Below are 18,543 nucleotides of genomic sequence, written 5' to 3' on the forward strand. Positions count from 1 at the left end.
CTTTTCGGGAAGCGCCCTTTTTCTTTGCGCCGAGGCGTGAGAGGAGAGCCGCATGACACAAAAGACATTGAAAGCCGCCATTCTTGGCGCATCAGGGTATACGGGCGCAGAGACCGTCCGCCTTCTGCGAAATCACCCCCATGTCGACGCGGTGGCCGCGACGGGTAATGCTCTGGCAGGGCAAAAGCTCTCAGGTATTTTTCCGCATCTGGCGGGGCCGGGCGACCTTGATGTGATCAAGGCCGAAGATGTGTGTTGGGACGAGGTGGATGTGGCTTTCGGCTGCCTGCCGCACGGCACCAGCCAGGATCTGATCGAGACGCTTCCGGCGAATGTAAAAGTCGTGGACCTGTCATCCGATTACCGATTCCGGGATGCGGGGGCGTACGCAAAAGCTTATGGCCGCGAACACATCGCCCCTGAGCGGACGGCCAACGCCGTTTACGGGTTGAGCGAGCACGCGGCCGACGCGCTGAAAGGCGCAGATCTCGTTGCCTGCCCGGGATGTTATCCGACGGCGATTCTCATGGTTCTTCTGCCGCTCATGTCACCACTGATCATCGACAAGGATGCGATCATCATCGATGCGAAGTCTGGAGCATCGGGCGCGGGCAGGGGGCTCAAGGAGGGTAATCTCTTCTGCGAGGTCACCGAGGGCACGCACGCCTATGGGGTCGGCACGCACCGCCATACGCCAGAGATCGAGCAGGAGCTGAATCTCCGGGCAGGCGTCAGCGATATTGAGGTGACGTTTACGCCGCACCTGCTGCCGATGGCGCGCGGCGAGCATGTGACCTGTCACTTGCGGGGCGATGTCGATGCGGTCCAGGCCGCGCTTGAGGCCGCCTATGCTGACCAGCCCTTCGTGACGGTTCTGCCGCTCGGCTCGCCGCCGCCTGATACGCGGCATGTCCGCGGAACGAATGACTGCCGCATCGCTGTGTTTCCAGACCGCGTAAAAGGCCGCGTCATCGTGATTGGCGTGATTGATAATCTCGTCAAAGGATCAAGCGGCCAGGCGGTCCAGAACCTCAACCTGATGATGGGCTGGGATCAGGCCTTGGGGCTGGACGTGCTTTTGCCGCTCTTCCCCTGACGTTTGGCAGGAGCCTTCTTCGCTGACGACTTGGCCGGAGTTTTCGACTTCGTCGCGGCGGCCTTTTTAGGCGCGGCTTTCTTCGTTGCCGGTTTGGCTTTCGCCGACGCCGCCGTTTTCGACCGCGTCGACGTCGTGCGAGACTTTGTGGTCGACTTCGTCGTCGGTTTTGCTGTGCCGGTTGTCCTGGTCTTGGCGGATGCAGCGCGAGTCGCGGTTTTCTTCGGCGCAGCCTTCTTGGCCGCCGGTTTCGGCGCGGCTTTCTTTGCAGGTTTCGGTTTGGCAACAGACGGCGTCGAATATTTCGTCGCAGGATGTTCGCCTGCCGCGATGGCTTCAAGGCGCATTTTTACATAGGTGCCCGGAGCCTCACCAAGGCCGGCGTCTTCAACGGGTTTCGCTGCTTTCTTTGGTCCGGATTTCGGTTCGAGCCATGTCCACCAGGTCGGCCACCACGAGCCCTTTGTTTCTTCTGCAGCTGTCAACCAGGCCTCTGGCGTGCCGGGCAGGCTTTCATTGGTCCAGTGCTGATATTTCTCCGCACGCGGATGATTGACCACGCCTGCAATGTGACCGGAGCCTGCGAGGATGAAATTGACATCGCCGCCATAGCGCTGGGCCCCGCGATAGATCGAATGCCAGGGACAGATATGGTCTTCGCGGCTGGCCTGAACGGTGATCGGTATTTCGATGTCCTTCATGGAAATGCTCTCGCCGAGCACCTTGAACAGGCCGTTGCTGAGCTTGTTCTCGCCATAAAGGTCATTGAGATAGGTGTGATGGGTCTTGCCAGGAATATTCGTCTGGTCGGCATTCCAGTAGAGGAGGTCGAACGGGCGTGGCTTCTTGCCGAGCATGTAATTGTCGACGACGTAACGCCAGACCAGGTCCACGGGACGCAACCAGTTGAACGTGTCGCCCATCATTTCGCCCGGCATGATGCCATCATTGGCTTCAATGATGTCGTCGATATTCCGGCGGGACTCCGCATCCGTGAACACCATCAGGTCGCCAGCGTCTGAAAAGTCCGATTGAGAGGCAAAGAAGGTTGCCGATGCGATGCGTTTGTCATCGGTCTTCGACATGTAGGCGAGCGCGCCGGTGAGCAGCGAGCCGCCAATGCAATAGCCAACGGCATTCAGGTCATCGCTGTCGGTGCGGGCAAGCACTTCATTGGTCGCCGCCATGACGCCCTGTTCGATATAATCGTCCCAGGTATAATCGCGGGTGACATCATCGGCTGAACGCCAGGACACCACAAAGACCGTCAGGCCCTGGTTCACCAGCCAACGGATCATCGAATTCTCTTCGCGAAGATCGAGAATATAATACTTGTTGATCCAAGGCGGGAAAATGAGGAGCGGACGGCTGTAAACCTTGTCCGTGGTCGGCTCGAACTGCAGCAGTTCGATAAGCTTGTTGCGGAAGACGACCTTTCCGGGTGCCGTTGCGACATTCACGCCGACTTCGAATGGGGATTCGTCCGTCTGGCTGATCGAGAGGCGGCCATGGCCCTTCTTGATGTCGGCGCGGGCATTGCGCAGGCCGTCGACGAGGCTTTGACCGCCTGATTCAACCATCGCCTTGAGGGCAGCCGGGTTGGTCGCGAAGAAGTTGCTTGGTGAAAGCGCGTCGATTGTCTGGCGGGTATAGAATTGTGCCTTGCGCTTCTCAGCCGTGGTCAGTTCGCTCGCGGAATCAAGCAGGGACATCATCCAGCTGGAGTTCAGCTCATATGCTTTGCGCATGAATTCGAATGCGGGATTTGCCGACCAGTCGGGATCGGAGAAGCGGCGGTCGCGTGACTCGCTGACCTCGCCAAGAGTGAAGTCTTTCCAGAGATTTACCCAACCCATCCAGAGATCGATGTTGGCGTTCATCAGCGCTTGGGGGTTGGTGGCAAGTGACTGTCCCAAGCGGCCGTAAGCACCGAGCATTCCAAAGGGATCGCTCTTATCAGGTGTTTTGAGCTGACCATTGCTGTTCGACATCACCTCGGAGAGCAGCGCCTGTGATTCCGCGGCCGCTTCTGCGAGTGATATTCCAATGGCCTGAAGCTGAGCAGGCGACTGCTCTGCCAGGATTTCGTTCAGACTGCGATTTTCTTTATCTGCCATGCCTTTAGGCTTTTCATCACCTTATTCTCGCCATTCTACACGAACACGTATAGGTAAGAAACGTTTCAAGAATCATGAAGATGCGCGGTAATTTGACGGTATGCGGCCTTTTTTGCTCATTTTAGGTTTCCTGCTCGCCGGTTGTGCCGGTTCTGTGGGCAAACTATCAGACATGCGCGACGCCGCGCCTGACTGGTATGAGGCGCGCAAAACCGAACTCGCTGGTGAAGGGTATCCGAGCCTTGCGAATGTTCCTCAGAACACGACCTATCGTCGTCAGCAGGCATCCATGGTTTTGACGCGAGAAGAACAGAATGCCTTGCTTGCGGCTTTCGAGGCAAACCCTCGCTCCGCGCAAGTTGATGAAACCCTTGAGCAAATTCTTGAATGGAGCCGAGCGCTTCGCGCCAGGGTGGACCAGCAGCTAACCGAAGCGAGCTTTCTGACCGATGCCCAGATCGCCCGTTTGCACGCGCGCTTTGACCGGCCGCGAGCGCGTCGCTAGACCCTAATCGTTTTCCACTAACCTATGCAGGAGTAGAGGCCCATGTCGGGCGAATTTTACAAGATCAGACGACTTCCCCCTTACGTGTTCGAACAGGTCAATCGGAAAAAGGCGGCCTTGCGAGCGGACGGTGCGGACATCATCGATCTCGGCATGGGTAATCCCGACCTGCCGACGCCGAAACATATTGTCGATAAACTGTGCGAAACTGCACGGAAGCCGGACGTAAACGGATATTCCGCATCAAGAGGAATACCTGGCTTGCGCAGGTCGCTCGTGAATTATTACAAGCGGCGTTTCGGCGTAGAGCTCGACAAGGACCGGGAGGTTATTGTCACGCTAGGCTCCAAGGAGGGGTTCGCGAACCTCGCCCAGGCGATATCCGCGCCTGGTGATGTCATTCTTGCGCCCGATCCGTCCTATCCGCTGCACTCTTTTGGCTTCATCATCGCTGGTGCGTCCATCCGGGGTGTGCCGGCCCAGTCGCCTGAGCAGTATCTGCAGAACATCGCCAATGCGATTCAGTACAGCGTGCCGCCGCCCACCGCGATGGTGCTGTGCTACCCGTCAAACCCGACGGCCGCTGTCGCCGATCTCGACTTCTATAAGGAAGCGGTAAAGATCGCGAAGAAGCACGATCTCTGGATCCTGTCAGACCTCGCCTATAACGAGATCTACTTTGACGATCCGCCGCCATCGATCCTGCAGGTCAATGGCGCGAAGGAGATCGCTGTCGAAACGACGACAATGTCGAAGACATATTCGATGGCGGGCTGGCGTATCGGCTTTGCGGCGGGCAGTGAGCGCCTGATCGGTGCTCTGGGGCGCGTCAAATCCTACCTCGATTATGGTGCCTACACGCCAATTCAGGTCGCGGCCTGCGCGGCTCTCGATGGACCACAGGACTGCGTCGAAGAGATGCGCCAGATCTATCGGTCGCGCCGTGATACGCTGATCGAGAGCTTTGGCCGTGCCGGTTGGGACATTCCGGTGCCGTCAGCGTCCATGTTTTGCTGGGCACCGATTCCTGAGGCTTGCCGACACATGGGGAGCCTCGAGTTTTCGCTTGAACTGATCAACGAAGCGAGCGTCGCTGTCTCACCCGGAGCGGGATTCGGCGAACGTGGTGACGGATTTGTCAGAATTGCCCTGGTTGAGAACGAACAGCGCATTCGGCAGGCTGCACGTAACATCAAACGGTTTCTTCTCACGAAGGAAGCTGATAGCAGGTGCGCCGTCTAGTAAAGTTGCGCCGGAGGGTCGGGGATTGAAAACACTTAAGCTCGGTATTGCCGGCCTGGGCCATGTAGGGTGCGGGCTAATCGATCTCGTTCAGCGTCAGGACCGCCTGAGGCTGCCTGGCAAGGTGGAGATTGCGGGCGTGACTGCGCGCAATCGGTCACGCAATCGTCCCGTGTCGACGGATGACTATGAGTGGTTCGACGACGCAGCCAAGCTCGCGGCCGATGACAGCATCAATGTCTTTGTCGAATTGATTGGCGGTTCTGACGGACCGGCCAAGGTGGCGGTGGAAACAGCGCTGAAATCAGGCAAGGCTGTGATCACGGCGAACAAGGCTCTGATTGCCATGCATGGTCAGGAGCTGGCTGAGCTTGCTCGTGAGAATGGTGTCGACCTGCTGTTCGAAGCGGCGGTTGCTGGCGGTGTTCCGGTCGTGCGGGTGCTGCGTGACTCGCTCGCTGGCGTCGATGTGCGCCGCGTCACCGGCATCCTGAATGGGACCTGTAACTTCCTCTCCAGTGAAATGCTGGCCACCCGCCGTCCTTATGAAGTCGTCCTCGCAGAGGCGCAGCGCCTCGGATATGCAGAATCTGACCCGACGCTTGATGTGTCCGGCATGGACGCGGCTCACAAGGCAGCCATTCTTGCCGCGATCGCGTTCTCTGCCGATCTCGATTTCTCGAAAGTGTCGGTGCGCGGCATTGATGAAGTTGAGTTGCTGGACCTTGATCTGGCGGACCGGCTCGGCCTTCGCATCAAACTGATTGCCGAAGGTAAAATTACTGATAGCGGCGTTGTTTGCCGTGTGGAGCCTTTGGCTCTGCCAACCGGGCATCCGCTTGCGCGCGTTAATGGCAGCCTGAATACGGTTCGTGTCGAAGGAGAGCCGCTTGGCGCGGTGACGCTGACTGGGCCTGGCGCCGGACCTGGTCCGACCGCTAGCGCGGTCATGGGCGATGTCGCCAAGCTTTTCAATCCGATTGCACGTCCTGCGTTCGGCCGGGCCGAACACCATGATGTGCGGTCTTTTGTGTTTGCCGAGAGCGACGAGAAGTCGGCATTCTTCTTGCGAGTCCGTCTGGCTGACAGGGCAGGGGCGCTGGCAGAATTGACCGAAGCGCTTGCCGAAAGCGGCGTGTCTGTCGACAAGCTGTTGCAAGATTCAGCAGACGAGAATGGCGCTGCGCCGGTCGCAATTGTGACCCATGTCTGTGCGCGTAGTGAAATCAATGATGCGAGAGACCGCTTACGGGCTCTGGAATCAAATATGGGTCAGCCTCAGATCATCGCGATCGAGGCATCAACGGAATAGGAGGACCGGTGGCATCCGCCGCCGGAGAAAAATAGATGTCTGATAGTGTTCTGGTACCGCATCTTTCCGATGCAATGGTTCGTGTCACCGAAGTTGCTGCAATTGCGGCTTATAAAATGGTTGGGCGGGGCGACGAAAAGGCCGCGGACCAGGCGGCGGTAGATGCCATGCGCCGCGCTTTCAACTCGGTGGACTTTCAGGGCCGGATCGTGATTGGTGAGGGCGAACGCGACGAAGCGCCAATGCTCTATATCGGCGAGGAAGTCGGCACGGGCAACGGACCGGCAATCGACATCGCGCTCGACCCGCTTGAAGGGACCACACTGACGGCGAAAGCCATGGCCAATGCGCTTGCTGTCCTGGCCATCGCGCCGCGGGGCGGGCTGCTTCATGCGCCGGACACCTATATGGACAAGATCGCCATTGGACCGGGATACCCGGACGGCGTCGTCGATCTCGATGAAACCCCGGCTGCCAACATCACGGCGATGGCCAAAGTCGCCGGCAAGCCCGTTGAAGACATGACCGCATGTGTTCTCGACCGTCCACGCCACGCAGAGATCATTGAGAGCCTGCGCAGCGTTGGTGCACGAATCTGCCTGATTTCGGATGGTGACGTTGCCGGCGTGATCAATACAACCAATTCTGACACCGGCATCGATCTCTACGTTGGTCAGGGCGGTGCGCCGGAAGGTGTGCTGGCAGCGGCAGCGCTGAAATGCGTTGGCGGTCAGATGCAGGGGCGGCTTGTCTTCCGAAACGAGGATGAACGCGGCCGAGCCAGCCGCGTCGGCATCAAGGATTTCGACAAGAAATACTCGCTCAACGAACTCGCAAGTGGCGAAACCGTCTTTTGTGCCACCGGTGTGACCAAGGGTGGCCTGGTTGATGGGGTTGTTCTTGGCAAGGGTGTCTCGATCACGGATACGCTTGTGATGAGCTCGGCAGATGGCATGGTCCGCAAGATTACATCGCGCCATCGCTCGGCCTGATCGGCATGGGCGAGGATTGTCTCTACGGCGTCTCGGGATCTCTTTCCGGACGTTTCTGGACGCTCCAGCCAACCGATGAAGCCGCTGTGCGCAAGATGGCGCAGAGCACGGGTGCGCCCGATATTCTCGCGCGTCTTCTCGTTAGCCGAGACGTTACGCCAGAGACCGCTCACTCCTTTCTGGAGCCGACGCTAAAAGAGCTGTTTCCAGATCCCTCTGCATTCGCAGACATGGAGAAGGCAGCAGAGCTCATCCTCGAGGCCCTGCTCGACGGCCGCAAAGTGACAGTCTTTGCGGACTATGATGTGGATGGCGGAACCTCGTCTGCGCTTCTCGCGCGGTACTTCCGTGCGTGGGGACGCGAGCTTGGTCTCTATGTGCCAGACCGACTCATTGAAGGTTATGGCCCGTCGCCTGAAGCCTTTCGCTATCTGAAAGACCAGGGCGCGGATCTCGTCATTACCGTTGATTGTGGGGCCGCGGCGACGCCAGCGCTGGAAGAAGCAACGCGCATAGGTTTGCCGGTAATCGTTGTGGATCACCATTTGATGGGCAAGGAGCTGCCCGTCACGGCAGCGCTGGTGAACCCTAACCGCCCGGACGACGAGTCTGGCTATGGTCACCTTGCGGCGGCTGGGGTTGTATTTGTCCTGCTCGCTGCGTTGAACAAGGTTGCCCGAGAGAAGGGGGTCGCGCCGGATGGCGGTCTGCCGGATATCATTCCGTGGCTCGACCTCTGCGCGCTTGGCACGCTGTGCGACATGTCTCCGCTGCGCGACGCCAACCGGGCATTCGTCCGTCAGGGGCTGAAGATCATGGCCCGCAACACGAATACCGGATTGAGAGCGCTCGCCGATGTGGCGGGCATTGGCGCGATCGAGACCGTCTATCACGCGACCTTCGTTCTTGGGCCAAGACTGAATGCGGGTGGCCGGGTTGGCGATCCCTGGCTCGCTGCGAAGCTATTGGCGACCGATGACCGGCAGGAAGCCATAGAGCTCGCCGAGCGATTGCACGGGTTGAACGATGAGCGCAAAGCGGTCGAGGCGTCGATCCTGGATGCTGCGACGTTGCAGGCGGAAAAGCAGATTGAGGCGAACCCGGAACGCGGCGTGATTATCGCCTCAGGCGAGGGGTGGCACCCCGGCGTCATTGGAATCGTTGCTGGCCGCATAAAGGACCGGTTCCATCTGCCGACCATTGTCATCGGCTGGGGAGCCGAGCTCGGCCCTGTCGCAAAAGGGTCGGCCAGGTCCGTGAAGGGCGTCAATATTGGCGACGCGATCTCCATGGCGGCAAAAGAGGGCCTGGTGCTTTCGGGTGGGGGCCATGCGATGGCAGGCGGTCTCAGCCTGGACCCCGATGCCATTGGTGCATTCGACACATGGATGGTTGAGCACATGGACCAGTTTGCTGAAGAACGCGCCGAAGCCCGCCGACTGGAGATTGATGCGGTGGTTGCGCCCGGCGCGGTCTCACCGGAATTCTGCGATCAGCTGGAAACACTGGGGCCGTTCGGGCAGGGCGCGCCACAGCCCGTCTTTGCGATGCAGGGCATCAAGCCCGTCTCGGCGCGTCGGATCGGCCAGAACCACGTGCGCTTCTATGCAGAAGACACAACGGGCCGGGTCGAGTGCGTATCGTGGCGCACGGCGGATACTGAAATTGGCCAGGCCCTGTTCTCTGGCAAGCGGCTGCATGTCGCTGGACGGCTAAAAGCGGACGAATGGAATGGCCGTCGCCGCGCGCAATTTGAGCTGATTGATGCAGCTGAAGCTGAATAGAACTGACAAAATCTCGTTTTGCTGCTGAAAGGCGACTTGAACAGCCCGTAAAGCCCCGCTATACGCACGCCTTCCAACTGAGCGCTCCCTTCGTCTATCGGTTAGGACGCCAGGTTTTCAACCTGGAAAGAGGGGTTCGATTCCCCTAGGGAGTGCCACTTTCGCAACAATCTCGCTTTTATAGTGAATAAGTCGCCCGAAAAGGGATGACTTTGGAATTTTGCTTTTCTACTGTCCGCCATTGGGGTTGATAATAATGACGGCTGTAAATGCAAAACATGAAACACCGGAACCTTCCGCGATGGTCAGGGTAATTGGTCGCGTGAAGTGGTTCGATGTGGCCAAGGGGTATGGTTTCATCGTTCCTGACTCTGTGAGCGAGGCGTCACTGAATGCCGATGTAATGCTTCACATTTCCTGCCTTCGCAATTTTGGTGAGCCATATGCCGACGAGGGCGCGCGAATCGTATGCGATGCCGTTCGAGGTGATCGTGGCTGGCAGGTCGAAAACATCATTGAGATGGATCGCCCCAAGGCTGTCGTTGCGAAAGAGCAGGGCATCGCGCCGGACCCAGAGACCGTCATCGTGAAATGGTTCAATAATACCAAGGGCTTCGGCTTCGTGAATCGCCCGAATGATCCTGAAGATATCTTCCTGCACATTTCGGTGCTTCGCCGGGCTGCGATCGAATCGACCGAAACCGGTTCGATCCTTGAGGGGACGATCGAAACGGGGCCGAAAGGCGCCCACCTCACAAGCGTGAAGGCCAAATAGCCAACAGACCAATTGTGTTGCGGCATCATGCGTCAGGCGCTAGACGAAGTGCATGAATATGCGACTGACCTATCTGTTTGTAGCGGCGATTGCCCTGCCACTCGCTGCTTTGGCGCAAACGCTCGAAACGGGTGAATTGACCGTTGATACGGGCGAAGAGGCGCATGCCTTTTCCATTGAAATCGCTGATGAGCCCGATGAAATTTCGTTTGGCCTGATGGAACGGGAGTCGCTGGGGCCAGATGCCGGGATGCTTTTCGATTTTGGCAATCCGCGTGAACCGGCCATGTGGATGAAGAATACGCTCATCCCGCTCGACATGCTCTTCATCTCCAGTGACGGTACGATCCAGATGATCGCCCGAAACACGGTGCCCGGATCCCTGCGTACGATCAGCCCTGGCGTGCCCGTCAAAGGCGTTCTGGAAATCAATGGTGGCCGTGCCGCCGAGCTTGGCATTGAGCCAGGCGACAAGATCAGCCACCCGATATTCGAGACAAATGCCGGCTGAATCCGCCGCTGAGGTGGATATTCCGGAGGGCTTTGAGCTTTCGAAGTCGCGGGGGCCCTTTACCACTCACAATGGACCTGTCTTCCGGGCAACCGGTGCTGGCGATTTGCGGTGCGGAATCAGGGTTCTTGATCGCCACTGCAATAGTATGGGCTTCATGCATGGCGGGATGGTCAGCTCATTTGCAGACGGTGCGCTCGCCTGGGCTGTCTGGCACGCGACGAAGAAAATGTCCGTGACGCTTAAACTTACGATCAGCTATTTCGATACGATCCGGCCGGGCACCTGGCTGGAAGCCCATCCCGAAGTGATTTCTTCTGAGGACGGAATCGTCCATGTGTGTGCAGATCTGCTGATCAATGGTGAGAAGTTGGGGGCGCGCGCCGATGCGACATTCAGGACACTGCGACGCACAGCCAAATAGGGCTTGCTCTAGAAGAAATGCCTGCATAGAAGGGGCGTCCGATGTCGGAGCGTGGCGCAGCCTGGTAGCGCACCTGATTTGGGATCAGGGGGTCGGAGGTTCGAATCCTCTCGCTCCGACCATCGGTTAACCGGACAGGCCGGAGGCTTTTAATGGACGCTCGCATCTTCAAGCCCAGAAAATCTGCCATGCAGTCCGGACGGGCGAAAACTCATGAATGGGTTCTGGAGTTCCGCTCCGAAGATGCGCGCTTTTCTGATCCTCTCATGGGCTGGACCAGCATCAACGACACGACGGGCCAGGTTCGCCTGCACTTCGAAACGCGTGAACAGGCGATCGACTATGCCAAGCGCGAAAAGATCACCTTTACCGTTGAGGAATCGAGAGAGCCCAAGCGTCTCGTGAAATCCTATTCGGAAAATTTCTCCGCAGATCGCAAACAGCCCTGGACGCATTAGGCGTCTGCTTCCGGCCCCTTAGCTCAACTGGATAGAGCACCGGACTTCTAATCCGACGGTTACAGGTTCAAGTCCTGTAGGGGTCGCCATTGCGCGCTGTTCGGTTATCCTCCGTACTAGGGAGGACCGATATGCGATTGCCCAAGCAAGGAAAATCGTGGCCGCAGATCGAGGCGGAAATGACGTCTCGCGGCGCGAATGATGCCAAATGGCGTGATGGAAAGACCGCAGTTTACGTCTTTAATGCCGGTGAGGAGATCGCCGAGGTTCAGAAGAAGGCCTACGCAGCCTTCATGTCCGAGAATGGACTCGGCCCGCTCGCTTTTCCTTCGATCGCGCAGATGGAGAAGGATGTCATCTCCATGGCGCTTGGGTTGCTGCATGGGCCGGAAGGTGCGACCGGAGCAATCACTTCTGGCGGCACCGATTCCATAACCATGGCGATGAAGACCGCGCGCGATTATGCCCGTTCGAGGGGGCATTCCGGACCCGCGAATATTGTCCTGCCGCAATCGGCGCATCTGGCTTTCGACAAGGCGGCTCATCTCATGGACATTGAGGTGCGCCGCATCGCCCTCAAGAGTGACGACAGCTATCAGGCCGATCCTGATGCGATGCGTGAGGCTTGCGATTCGAAAACGATCATGATGGTCGGTTCAGCGCCGAATTTCCCTCATGGCATCATTGATCCAATTGATGCGCTCGGCGAAGTGGCACAGTCCAAACAGGTCTGGCTGCATGTCGACGCCTGCGTCGGCGGCTATTTTGCGCCTTTCGCGCGGATGAATGGCGTTCCCGTTCCGGCATTTGATTTCGACGTTCCGGCGGTCTGCTCGATGAGTGCGGACCTGCATAAGTACGGTTACGCCGCGAAAGGGGCGTCGACCGTCCTGTTCCGGTCAGAAGACCTCTATGCCCATATGCCGTTTGATCTGGACGGATGGTCCGGCGCGCCGATGAAGACCCCAACGTTGGCCGGCACGCGGCCTGGTGGGGCGATTTCCGCCGCCTGGGCCGTCATGAATTATCTGGGCGAAGAGGGCTATAAACGGCTGCAAGGACAGGTCTGCGCGACGCGCGAAAAGATCCAGGAGGGCGTAAAGGCACTCGGCTTTGACGTACTGGGAAACCCTATGTTGGGCCTGATGGCGTTTCGGCACCCGGATCTCCATTCATTCGCAGTGTACGGTGAAATCTATCGGCGCGGCTGGTTCACGTCCGTGACAAAGGAGCCGCCGAGCCTGCATTTAATGTTGTCTCCGCGCCATGCAGATGTTGCGGACGCTTATCTGGAAGATCTTGCCGCCGCCTGCGACGCCGTTCGCAACGGGCAAGCGGCGAAGAAAAAGCAGGTCGAAGCGCGTTACAGCTGAGGACTGACCGTCTTCGCTGCAAAAACTTCAAAAAGGGGATTGGACAAGGCCCCTCAGCAGGGCTATGACGCCGTTTCCCCACGGCCCGCCCGGGTAGCTCAGGGGTAGAGCAGCGGATTGAAAATCCGCGTGTCGGTGGTTCAAATCCGCCCCCGGGCACCATTTTCCTGACGATACCCAGGTCCATATGCGCGCTGATGTCGGTCTATGTCCGGCGTGGCACCACGCCGCATGCTGCGAACGCGAAATCCTCTGTTGAAACCGTTATAAAGTGTGAAGCTAGCCTGTTGCCAAGCCTGTGAAACCGTCCTAGTCCGGCGCTTTCAGCCGCAAGCTCTCGGGAGTTGATCTGAGATGACAGAAATTGAACGGTTCGCGCTCGACTATCTGCCCGTCATTCTGTTTTTGGCGCTGGGCGTAATCCTGTCGCTCCTTTTCATCATTGGCGCAGCGATTCTTGCGCCGTCGAATCCTGACCCTGAGAAGAATTCGGCATATGAGTGCGGCTTCAATGCATTCGACGATGCTCGCATGAAGTTCGATGTCCGTTTTTACCTAGTCTCGATCCTGTTCATTATTTTCGACCTGGAAGTCGCTTTCCTGTTTCCGTGGGCGGTCAGCCTCGGGACGATTGGCGTCTTCGGTTTCTGGTCGATGGTCGTGTTCCTCGGGGTTCTGACTGTAGGCTTTATCTATGAGTGGCGCCGTGGGGCGCTGGAGTGGGAATAATGGCCGACGATTACAAGCCATACGCACTGGGAGCCGGCCGCGCCGGCGTGGAAGGTGGTCATCAGGTTCGTGCTGATGATCCGTTCTTCGCTGGATTGTCCGATCACCTGGCCGACAAAGGCTATTTCACGGCTGCTGCCGATGATCTTATTGCCTGGGCGCGCACCGGTTCTCTGATGTGGATGACGTTTGGTCTGGCGTGCTGCGCTGTTGAGATGATGCAGGCCGGCAATCCGCGCTACGATCTGGAGCGTTTCGGTATGGCGCCGCGCGGGTCACCCCGTCAGTCCGATGTGATGATTGTCGCCGGTACGCTTACCAACAAGATGGCGCCAGCCCTGCGCAAAGTTTACGACCAGATGCCGGAGCCGCGCTATGTGGTGTCGATGGGATCGTGCGCGAATGGCGGCGGCTACTATCACTATTCATATTCAGTTGTTCGCGGCTGTGACCGGGTCGTTCCTGTCGACATCTATGTGCCGGGCTGTCCTCCGACAGCTGAGGCGCTGGTCTATGGAATGCTGCAATTGCAGAAGAAGATCCGCCGCGAAGGCTCGATCGAGCGCTAGGCGAGAGGGAAAAAGACATGTCTGAAGCCCTGAAAGATCTCGGCGCCCACATCAGCGAGATGTGCAGCGACTCGGTGAAGGATTTCCATGTGAAGCATGGGGAGCTGACCATCGTCGCTGAGCGCGATTCCATCCTGAAGCTCGCGAAGTTTCTCAAGGATGACAATCAGTGCGTTTTCGAAACACTGATCGACATTTGCGGCGTGGACTGGCCAGAGCGCAACCAGCGTTTTGATGTTGTCTATCACTTCCTGTCGATGCGCCTCAATCAGCGCGTTCGCGTGAAGATCGCGACGAATGAAGCAACGCCAGTGCCGAGCCTTATTGATCTGCACCCAAGTGCAGACTGGTTTGAGCGCGAAGCGTTTGACATGTACGGCATCCGTTTTTCGGGGCATCCGGACCTGCGCCGCATTCTCACCGATTACGGTTTCGAAGGTTATCCGCTGCGCAAGGACTTCCCGCTCACCGGCTTCGTCGAAGTCCGTTATGACGATCTGGAAAAGCGCGTCGTGAGCGAGCCTGTGACGCTGGTCCAGGAGTATCGCAATTTCGATTTCCTTTCGCCATGGGAAGGCATGACCAAAGAGCTGCCCGGCGATGAGAAGGCTGAGAAGGAGCAGGCAGATGGCTGATGATGCAACGCCTGTTGATGAGCGCAAATTCACGCTGAACTTTGGCCCGCAGCATCCTGCGGCTCACGGTGTTCTGCGCATGATCATGGACCTCGACGGCGAGGTTGTGGACCGGATCGATAGCCATATCGGACTGCTGCATCGCGGCACCGAAAAGCTGCTGGAATACAAGACGTACCTGCAGGGGCTGCCTTACTTTGACCGCCTCGATTACGTGGCGCCGATGAACCAGGAACATGCCTGGTGCCTTGCCATTGAGCGCCTGCTTGAGCTCGAAGTGCCGCGCCGTGCGAAGTTTATTCGGGTTCTGTACTCCGAGATGGGGCGCATCCTGTCGCACATGTTGAACATCACGACGCAGGCCATGGACTGCGGCGCGCTTGCTCCCATCACATGGGGTTTCGAAGAGCGCGAGAAGCTGATGGGCTTTTATGAGCGCGCTTCGGGCTCGCGTATGCACTCGGCTTATTTCCGGCCGGGCGGTGTCCATCAGGACCTGCCGCAGGATCTGATCGACGATATCATGACGTTCTGTGATGAGTTCCCGGCGGCCCTCAAGAATATTGAAGGCCTGATCACCGAGAACCGCATCTTCAAGCAGCGCAATGTCGACATTGGTGTTGTGGACGAAAAGACGATCATGGAGTGGGGCTTCTCCGGCGTGATGGTCCGCGGGTCGGGGCTCGCCTGGGACCTGCGCCGTTCGCAGCCTTATGAAATCTATGACGAAATTCCGGGCGACGTGCTGAAAGTCGTGGTCGGCAATAATGGCGACAATTACGATCGCTATGTCTGCCGCATGGACGAGATGCTGATCGCCAATGACATCATGAAGTGGTGCATCGAGAACATGCCGGCTGGCGAGGTCTTGTTGGCTGGCTCAAAAGTGTCGCCGCCACGCCGCGGCGAGATGAAGCGCTCCATGGAAGCGCTGATCCATCACTTCAAACTTTACACCGAAGGCTTCCACGTGCCGGAAGGCGAAGTCTATGCTGCCGTCGAAGCGCCGAAAGGCGAGTTCGGTGTGTATCTCGTATCCGACGGGACCAACCGTCCGTACCGCGCCAAGATTCGCGCGCCGGGCTATCCGCATCTCGCGGCGATGGACCATCTCTGCAAAGGCCACATGCTGGCAGACGTATCGGCCATTCTGGGCTCGCTCGACATCGTGTTTGGGGAGATTGACCGCTAATGGCGCTTCGTCGTTTTGATATCGAGGCGGGCGGCGATACCTTCGCCTTCAAGCCCGAGACGGAAGAAAAGATTTCGTTCTGGCGCGGAAAATATCCGGCCGACAAACAGCGCTCGGCCGTGATTCCGCTGCTCTGGCTTGCGCAGAAGGACAATGCCGGCTGGCTGTCCGAGCCGGCCATGCGCGAGGTCGCGAACAGGCTGGAAATGCCATATATTCGTGTCTACGAGGTCGCGACCTTCTACACGATGTTCCGCCTTCAGCCTGTGGGTAAGCATCACGTCCAGCTGTGTGGCACGACGCCATGTATGCTTCGCGGGGCGAATGATCTGAAGAAGGTCTGCGAAAGCAAGATCGGCAAGAAAATGGCCGTTACCGATGACGGTCGGCTCTCGTGGGAAGAGGTCGAATGCCTTGGTGCCTGCGTGAATGCGCCAATGGTTCAGATCAACGACTACTATTACGAGGATCTGACGCCGGAAAAACTGGAAGAGATTCTAGGCAAACTGTCGAATGGCGTCGATGTCGCGCCAGGCACGTTTGTCGACCGCATCAATAGCGCGCCCGAGGGCGGGCTGACCTCGCTCGAAGATGAGGCGTGTTTCGATGGAAGTCGAAACAACATCACGAGTATTCCGAATTTGCCAGAGGCAACCAAGAGCGAAGCGCCGCCTGCCGAAGCCGCTGGCAAGCCCGACCGCCCGGCCCCGACCAATGTCGACCGCGAGGAGCCTGAAGAGGAAGAAATCGAGGCGGACCAGGACGTCGTTGCGAAAGAGAATGCTGACGATGATGCACCGGTCGCGAGCGATGATATCGAAGGCGACCGCCCCGAAGCGGCCAGCGTTGCCGCAGGCGAGGAAGATGATCTCAAGCGCATCAAAGGCATCGGGCCCAAGAATGAGGACCAGCTGAACGAGCTGGGCATCTTCAAGTTCGCGCAGATTGCAGCCTGGACTGAAGAGAACGTAAAATGGGTGGAGGGTTATTTGTCCTTCCGCGGCCGCATCGCTCGCGAGGACTGGATTGGCCAGGCCAAGACACTCGCAGCAGGTGAAGAGACTGAATTTTCCAAACGGGTTGATGCGGGCGATGTCCCATCGAGCCAGGAAGAAGGCGAAGACTGATGCTACAGGACAAGGATCGGATTTTCACGAACCTCTACGGCGTCCATTCGCCGGATCTTGAGGAAGCAAAGAAGCGCGGCGCGTGGCACCTGACGCGTGAGATGCTGCAACAGACGCCAGAATGGATCTGCGATCAGATCAAGGCGTCCGGTCTTCGCGGACGTGGCGGCGCCGGCTTCCCGACGGGTCTGAAATGGACCTTCATGCCGAAGGAAGTTCGCGACCGTCCACACTACCTCGTTGTAAACGCTGATGAATCGGAACCCGGCACCTGTAAGGATCGGGAGATCATGCGCCATGATCCACACTTGTTGATCGAGGGCTGCATGGTCGCGTCATACGCAATGCGGGCGAATGCCTGCTACGTCTATCTGCGCGGCGAATATATTGCTGAACGGGAAGCGCTCGAGAAGGCCGTCAAAGAGGCCTACGAGGCTGGTCTGATCGGCAAGAACAACAAGAATGGCTGGGATTTCGATCTCTATGTCCACCACGGCGCCGGTGCGTATATCTGCGGTGAAGAGACGGCCCTTCTGGAAAGCCTTGAAGGCAAGAAAGGTCAACCCCGTCTGAAGCCGCCATTCCCGGCCAATGCCGGGCTCTATGGTTGCCCGACAACCGTCAACAATGTTGAGTCGATTGCTGTCGCTCCAACAATTCTGCGCCGCGGCGCCGAGTGGTTTGCAGGCTTCGGTCGCCCGAACAATACGGGCACCAAGCTGTTTTGTATCTCCGGGCACGTGAACAAGCCGTGCAATGTTGAAGAAGAGATGTCGATCACCTTCAAGGATCTCATCGAGACCCATTGCGGCGGCATCCGGGGTGGCTGGGACAACCTCAAGGCTGTCATTCCGGGCGGATCATCGGTGCCAATGGTGCCGGCTGAGCAGATCCTGGACGCGTATATGGACTTCGACACGCTACGCGACCTCAAGTCAGGTCTCGGTACGGCGGCCGTGATTGTCATGGACAAATCCACAGACCTGATCCAGGCGATCGCGCGGATCTCATACTTCTACAAGCATGAGAGCTGCGGCCAGTGTACGCCGTGCCGGGAAGGCACCGGCTGGATGTGGCGCGTGCTGGAGCGGATGGCCAAGGGCGTTGCTGAGCACGGTGAGATCGACATGCTGCTCGACGTGTCGCACCAGATTGAGGGCCACACGATTTGCGCACTCGGCGATGCGGCGGCCTGGCCCGTGCAGGGCCTGATTCGTCACTTCCGTCATGAAATCGAAGATCGCATCACCCAGTACCGGGCGCCGCGCGCGCTGGTGCAGGGCAATGTGGTTGCGGCTGAGTAGCGGGGCAGGGCTGGGATGGATCTGACGCGCAATATTATCACCGCCATCTGGTGTGCTGTGATTATCGGGACGAATGTGTTCGGCCTGATTGTCCTGTCGCAGGTGGTCGGTATGAATGCGCTGCTGTCGCCTGGCTTGTTGCTGCCTGTCGTCAAGATGGCGTTGATGGCGGGCTTCGGACTGCTGGCACTGGTGTCGACGAAGTATCTCTGGTTCGTGCTGGCGGTCGCCGTTATGGCGCTGCTCCTGGGACTGACCTACGACATTTTTATACAGCGTATGTGGCGTTCGTCCGGTATGCTCGGCGCCCTCGCGACAATTATTCCGACCTATCTCCTCGCGCGGTGGAACACCGCTGCGCGCAAAACGAATTTCAATCCCGTGAAAGAGTTCTGATT

The 18,543-nt window shown here is 58.2% G+C and carries 19 protein-coding genes and 4 tRNA genes; 22 read left to right on the top strand and 1 reads right to left on the bottom strand.

Going from position 1 to position 18,543, the window contains the following annotated elements:
* The first annotated feature begins 52 nt into the window (after nucleotides 1–52).
* Nucleotides 53–1,096 carry an N-acetyl-gamma-glutamyl-phosphate reductase gene (argC, locus tag WNY37_RS10765; protein WP_342973393.1) on the top strand — a complete coding sequence of 348 codons (1,044 nt, stop codon included), beginning with the start codon at nucleotides 53–55 and terminating at the stop codon, nucleotides 1,094–1,096.
* Here argC and phaC read toward each other — a convergent pair.
* Nucleotides 1,054–3,213 carry a class I poly(R)-hydroxyalkanoic acid synthase gene (phaC, locus tag WNY37_RS10770; RefSeq protein ID WP_342973394.1) on the bottom strand — a complete coding sequence of 720 codons (2,160 nt, stop codon included), beginning with the start codon at nucleotides 3,211–3,213 and terminating at the stop codon, nucleotides 1,054–1,056. The genes argC and phaC overlap by 43 nt on opposite strands.
* 100 nt (nucleotides 3,214–3,313) lie before the next feature.
* Here phaC and WNY37_RS10775 point away from each other — a divergent pair, with 100 nt between their 5' ends.
* From WNY37_RS10775 to WNY37_RS10875, 21 genes are all read left to right on the top strand, one after another.
* A complete protein-coding gene (locus WNY37_RS10775) occupies nucleotides 3,314–3,718 on the top strand; it encodes a hypothetical protein (RefSeq protein ID WP_342973395.1) in 405 nt (134 codons plus the stop codon).
* A 42-nt stretch (nucleotides 3,719–3,760) separates the two neighbouring features.
* The gene (locus WNY37_RS10780; protein ID WP_342973396.1) at nucleotides 3,761–4,960 is read left to right on the top strand and encodes an LL-diaminopimelate aminotransferase; all 1,200 of its coding nucleotides are present in this window, start codon (nucleotides 3,761–3,763) and stop codon (nucleotides 4,958–4,960) included.
* Nucleotides 4,961–4,985: 25 nt separating this feature from the next.
* Nucleotides 4,986–6,272, top strand: coding sequence for a homoserine dehydrogenase (locus WNY37_RS10785; RefSeq protein ID WP_342973397.1), 1,287 nt, complete (start codon nucleotides 4,986–4,988; stop codon nucleotides 6,270–6,272).
* Between the two features lie 35 nt (nucleotides 6,273–6,307).
* Nucleotides 6,308–7,264 carry a class II fructose-bisphosphatase gene (gene glpX / locus WNY37_RS10790; protein WP_342973398.1) on the top strand — a complete coding sequence of 319 codons (957 nt, stop codon included), beginning with the start codon at nucleotides 6,308–6,310 and terminating at the stop codon, nucleotides 7,262–7,264.
* Between the two features lie 5 nt (nucleotides 7,265–7,269).
* The gene (gene recJ, locus WNY37_RS10795) at nucleotides 7,270–9,048 is read left to right on the top strand and encodes a single-stranded-DNA-specific exonuclease RecJ (RefSeq protein WP_342973399.1); all 1,779 of its coding nucleotides are present in this window, start codon (nucleotides 7,270–7,272) and stop codon (nucleotides 9,046–9,048) included.
* Between the two features lie 83 nt (nucleotides 9,049–9,131).
* Nucleotides 9,132–9,206, top strand: a tRNA-Glu gene (locus tag WNY37_RS10800).
* Between the two features lie 164 nt (nucleotides 9,207–9,370).
* Nucleotides 9,371–9,823 carry a cold shock domain-containing protein gene (locus tag WNY37_RS10805; protein ID WP_342973400.1) on the top strand — a complete coding sequence of 151 codons (453 nt, stop codon included), beginning with the start codon at nucleotides 9,371–9,373 and terminating at the stop codon, nucleotides 9,821–9,823.
* Nucleotides 9,824–9,875: 52 nt separating this feature from the next.
* A complete protein-coding gene (locus WNY37_RS10810; protein ID WP_342973401.1) occupies nucleotides 9,876–10,334 on the top strand; it encodes a DUF192 domain-containing protein in 459 nt (152 codons plus the stop codon).
* Nucleotides 10,324–10,758 carry a PaaI family thioesterase gene (locus WNY37_RS10815; protein ID WP_342973402.1) on the top strand — a complete coding sequence of 145 codons (435 nt, stop codon included), beginning with the start codon at nucleotides 10,324–10,326 and terminating at the stop codon, nucleotides 10,756–10,758. Before WNY37_RS10810 ends, WNY37_RS10815 begins: the two co-directional genes overlap by 11 nt.
* Nucleotides 10,759–10,803: 45 nt before the next feature.
* Nucleotides 10,804–10,880 (top strand) — tRNA-Pro (locus tag WNY37_RS10820).
* A 30-nt stretch (nucleotides 10,881–10,910) separates the two neighbouring features.
* On the top strand, nucleotides 10,911–11,216 hold the full coding sequence (locus WNY37_RS10825; RefSeq protein WP_342973403.1) for an ETC complex I subunit: 306 nt from the start codon (nucleotides 10,911–10,913) through the stop codon (nucleotides 11,214–11,216).
* Nucleotides 11,217–11,228: 12 nt separating this feature from the next.
* Nucleotides 11,229–11,305, top strand: a tRNA-Arg gene (locus tag WNY37_RS10830).
* A 42-nt stretch (nucleotides 11,306–11,347) separates the two neighbouring features.
* Nucleotides 11,348–12,589, top strand: coding sequence for an aspartate aminotransferase family protein (locus WNY37_RS10835; protein WP_342973404.1), 1,242 nt, complete (start codon nucleotides 11,348–11,350; stop codon nucleotides 12,587–12,589).
* 87 nt (nucleotides 12,590–12,676) lie between these two features.
* Nucleotides 12,677–12,751, top strand: a tRNA-Phe gene (locus WNY37_RS10840).
* A gap of 192 nt (nucleotides 12,752–12,943) precedes the next feature.
* Nucleotides 12,944–13,318 carry an NADH-quinone oxidoreductase subunit A gene (locus WNY37_RS10845; RefSeq protein ID WP_342973405.1) on the top strand — a complete coding sequence of 125 codons (375 nt, stop codon included), beginning with the start codon at nucleotides 12,944–12,946 and terminating at the stop codon, nucleotides 13,316–13,318.
* Entirely contained in the window at nucleotides 13,318–13,887 is a 570-nt protein-coding gene (locus WNY37_RS10850; RefSeq protein WP_342973406.1) for an NADH-quinone oxidoreductase subunit B family protein, read from the top strand. Before WNY37_RS10845 ends, WNY37_RS10850 begins: the two co-directional genes overlap by 1 nt.
* A 17-nt stretch (nucleotides 13,888–13,904) precedes the next feature.
* Nucleotides 13,905–14,522, top strand: a complete 618-nt coding sequence (locus tag WNY37_RS10855; RefSeq protein WP_342973407.1) for an NADH-quinone oxidoreductase subunit C — start codon at nucleotides 13,905–13,907, stop codon at nucleotides 14,520–14,522.
* Nucleotides 14,515–15,714, top strand: coding sequence for an NADH-quinone oxidoreductase subunit D (locus WNY37_RS10860; protein WP_342973408.1), 1,200 nt, complete (start codon nucleotides 14,515–14,517; stop codon nucleotides 15,712–15,714). Before WNY37_RS10855 ends, WNY37_RS10860 begins: the two co-directional genes overlap by 8 nt.
* Entirely contained in the window at nucleotides 15,714–16,841 is a 1,128-nt protein-coding gene (nuoE, locus tag WNY37_RS10865) for an NADH-quinone oxidoreductase subunit NuoE (protein ID WP_342973409.1), read from the top strand. Before WNY37_RS10860 ends, nuoE begins: the two co-directional genes overlap by 1 nt.
* On the top strand, nucleotides 16,841–18,145 hold the full coding sequence (nuoF, locus tag WNY37_RS10870) for an NADH-quinone oxidoreductase subunit NuoF (protein WP_342973410.1): 1,305 nt from the start codon (nucleotides 16,841–16,843) through the stop codon (nucleotides 18,143–18,145). The genes nuoE and nuoF overlap by 1 nt, the downstream gene beginning before the upstream one ends.
* A 15-nt stretch (nucleotides 18,146–18,160) precedes the next feature.
* The gene (locus WNY37_RS10875) at nucleotides 18,161–18,541 is read left to right on the top strand and encodes a hypothetical protein (protein WP_342973411.1); all 381 of its coding nucleotides are present in this window, start codon (nucleotides 18,161–18,163) and stop codon (nucleotides 18,539–18,541) included.
* The last annotated feature ends 2 nt before the right edge of the window (nucleotides 18,542–18,543 follow it).

This window comes from Henriciella sp. AS95 (genome assembly GCF_038900055.1).
GTDB lineage: Bacteria > Pseudomonadota > Alphaproteobacteria > Caulobacterales > Hyphomonadaceae > Henriciella.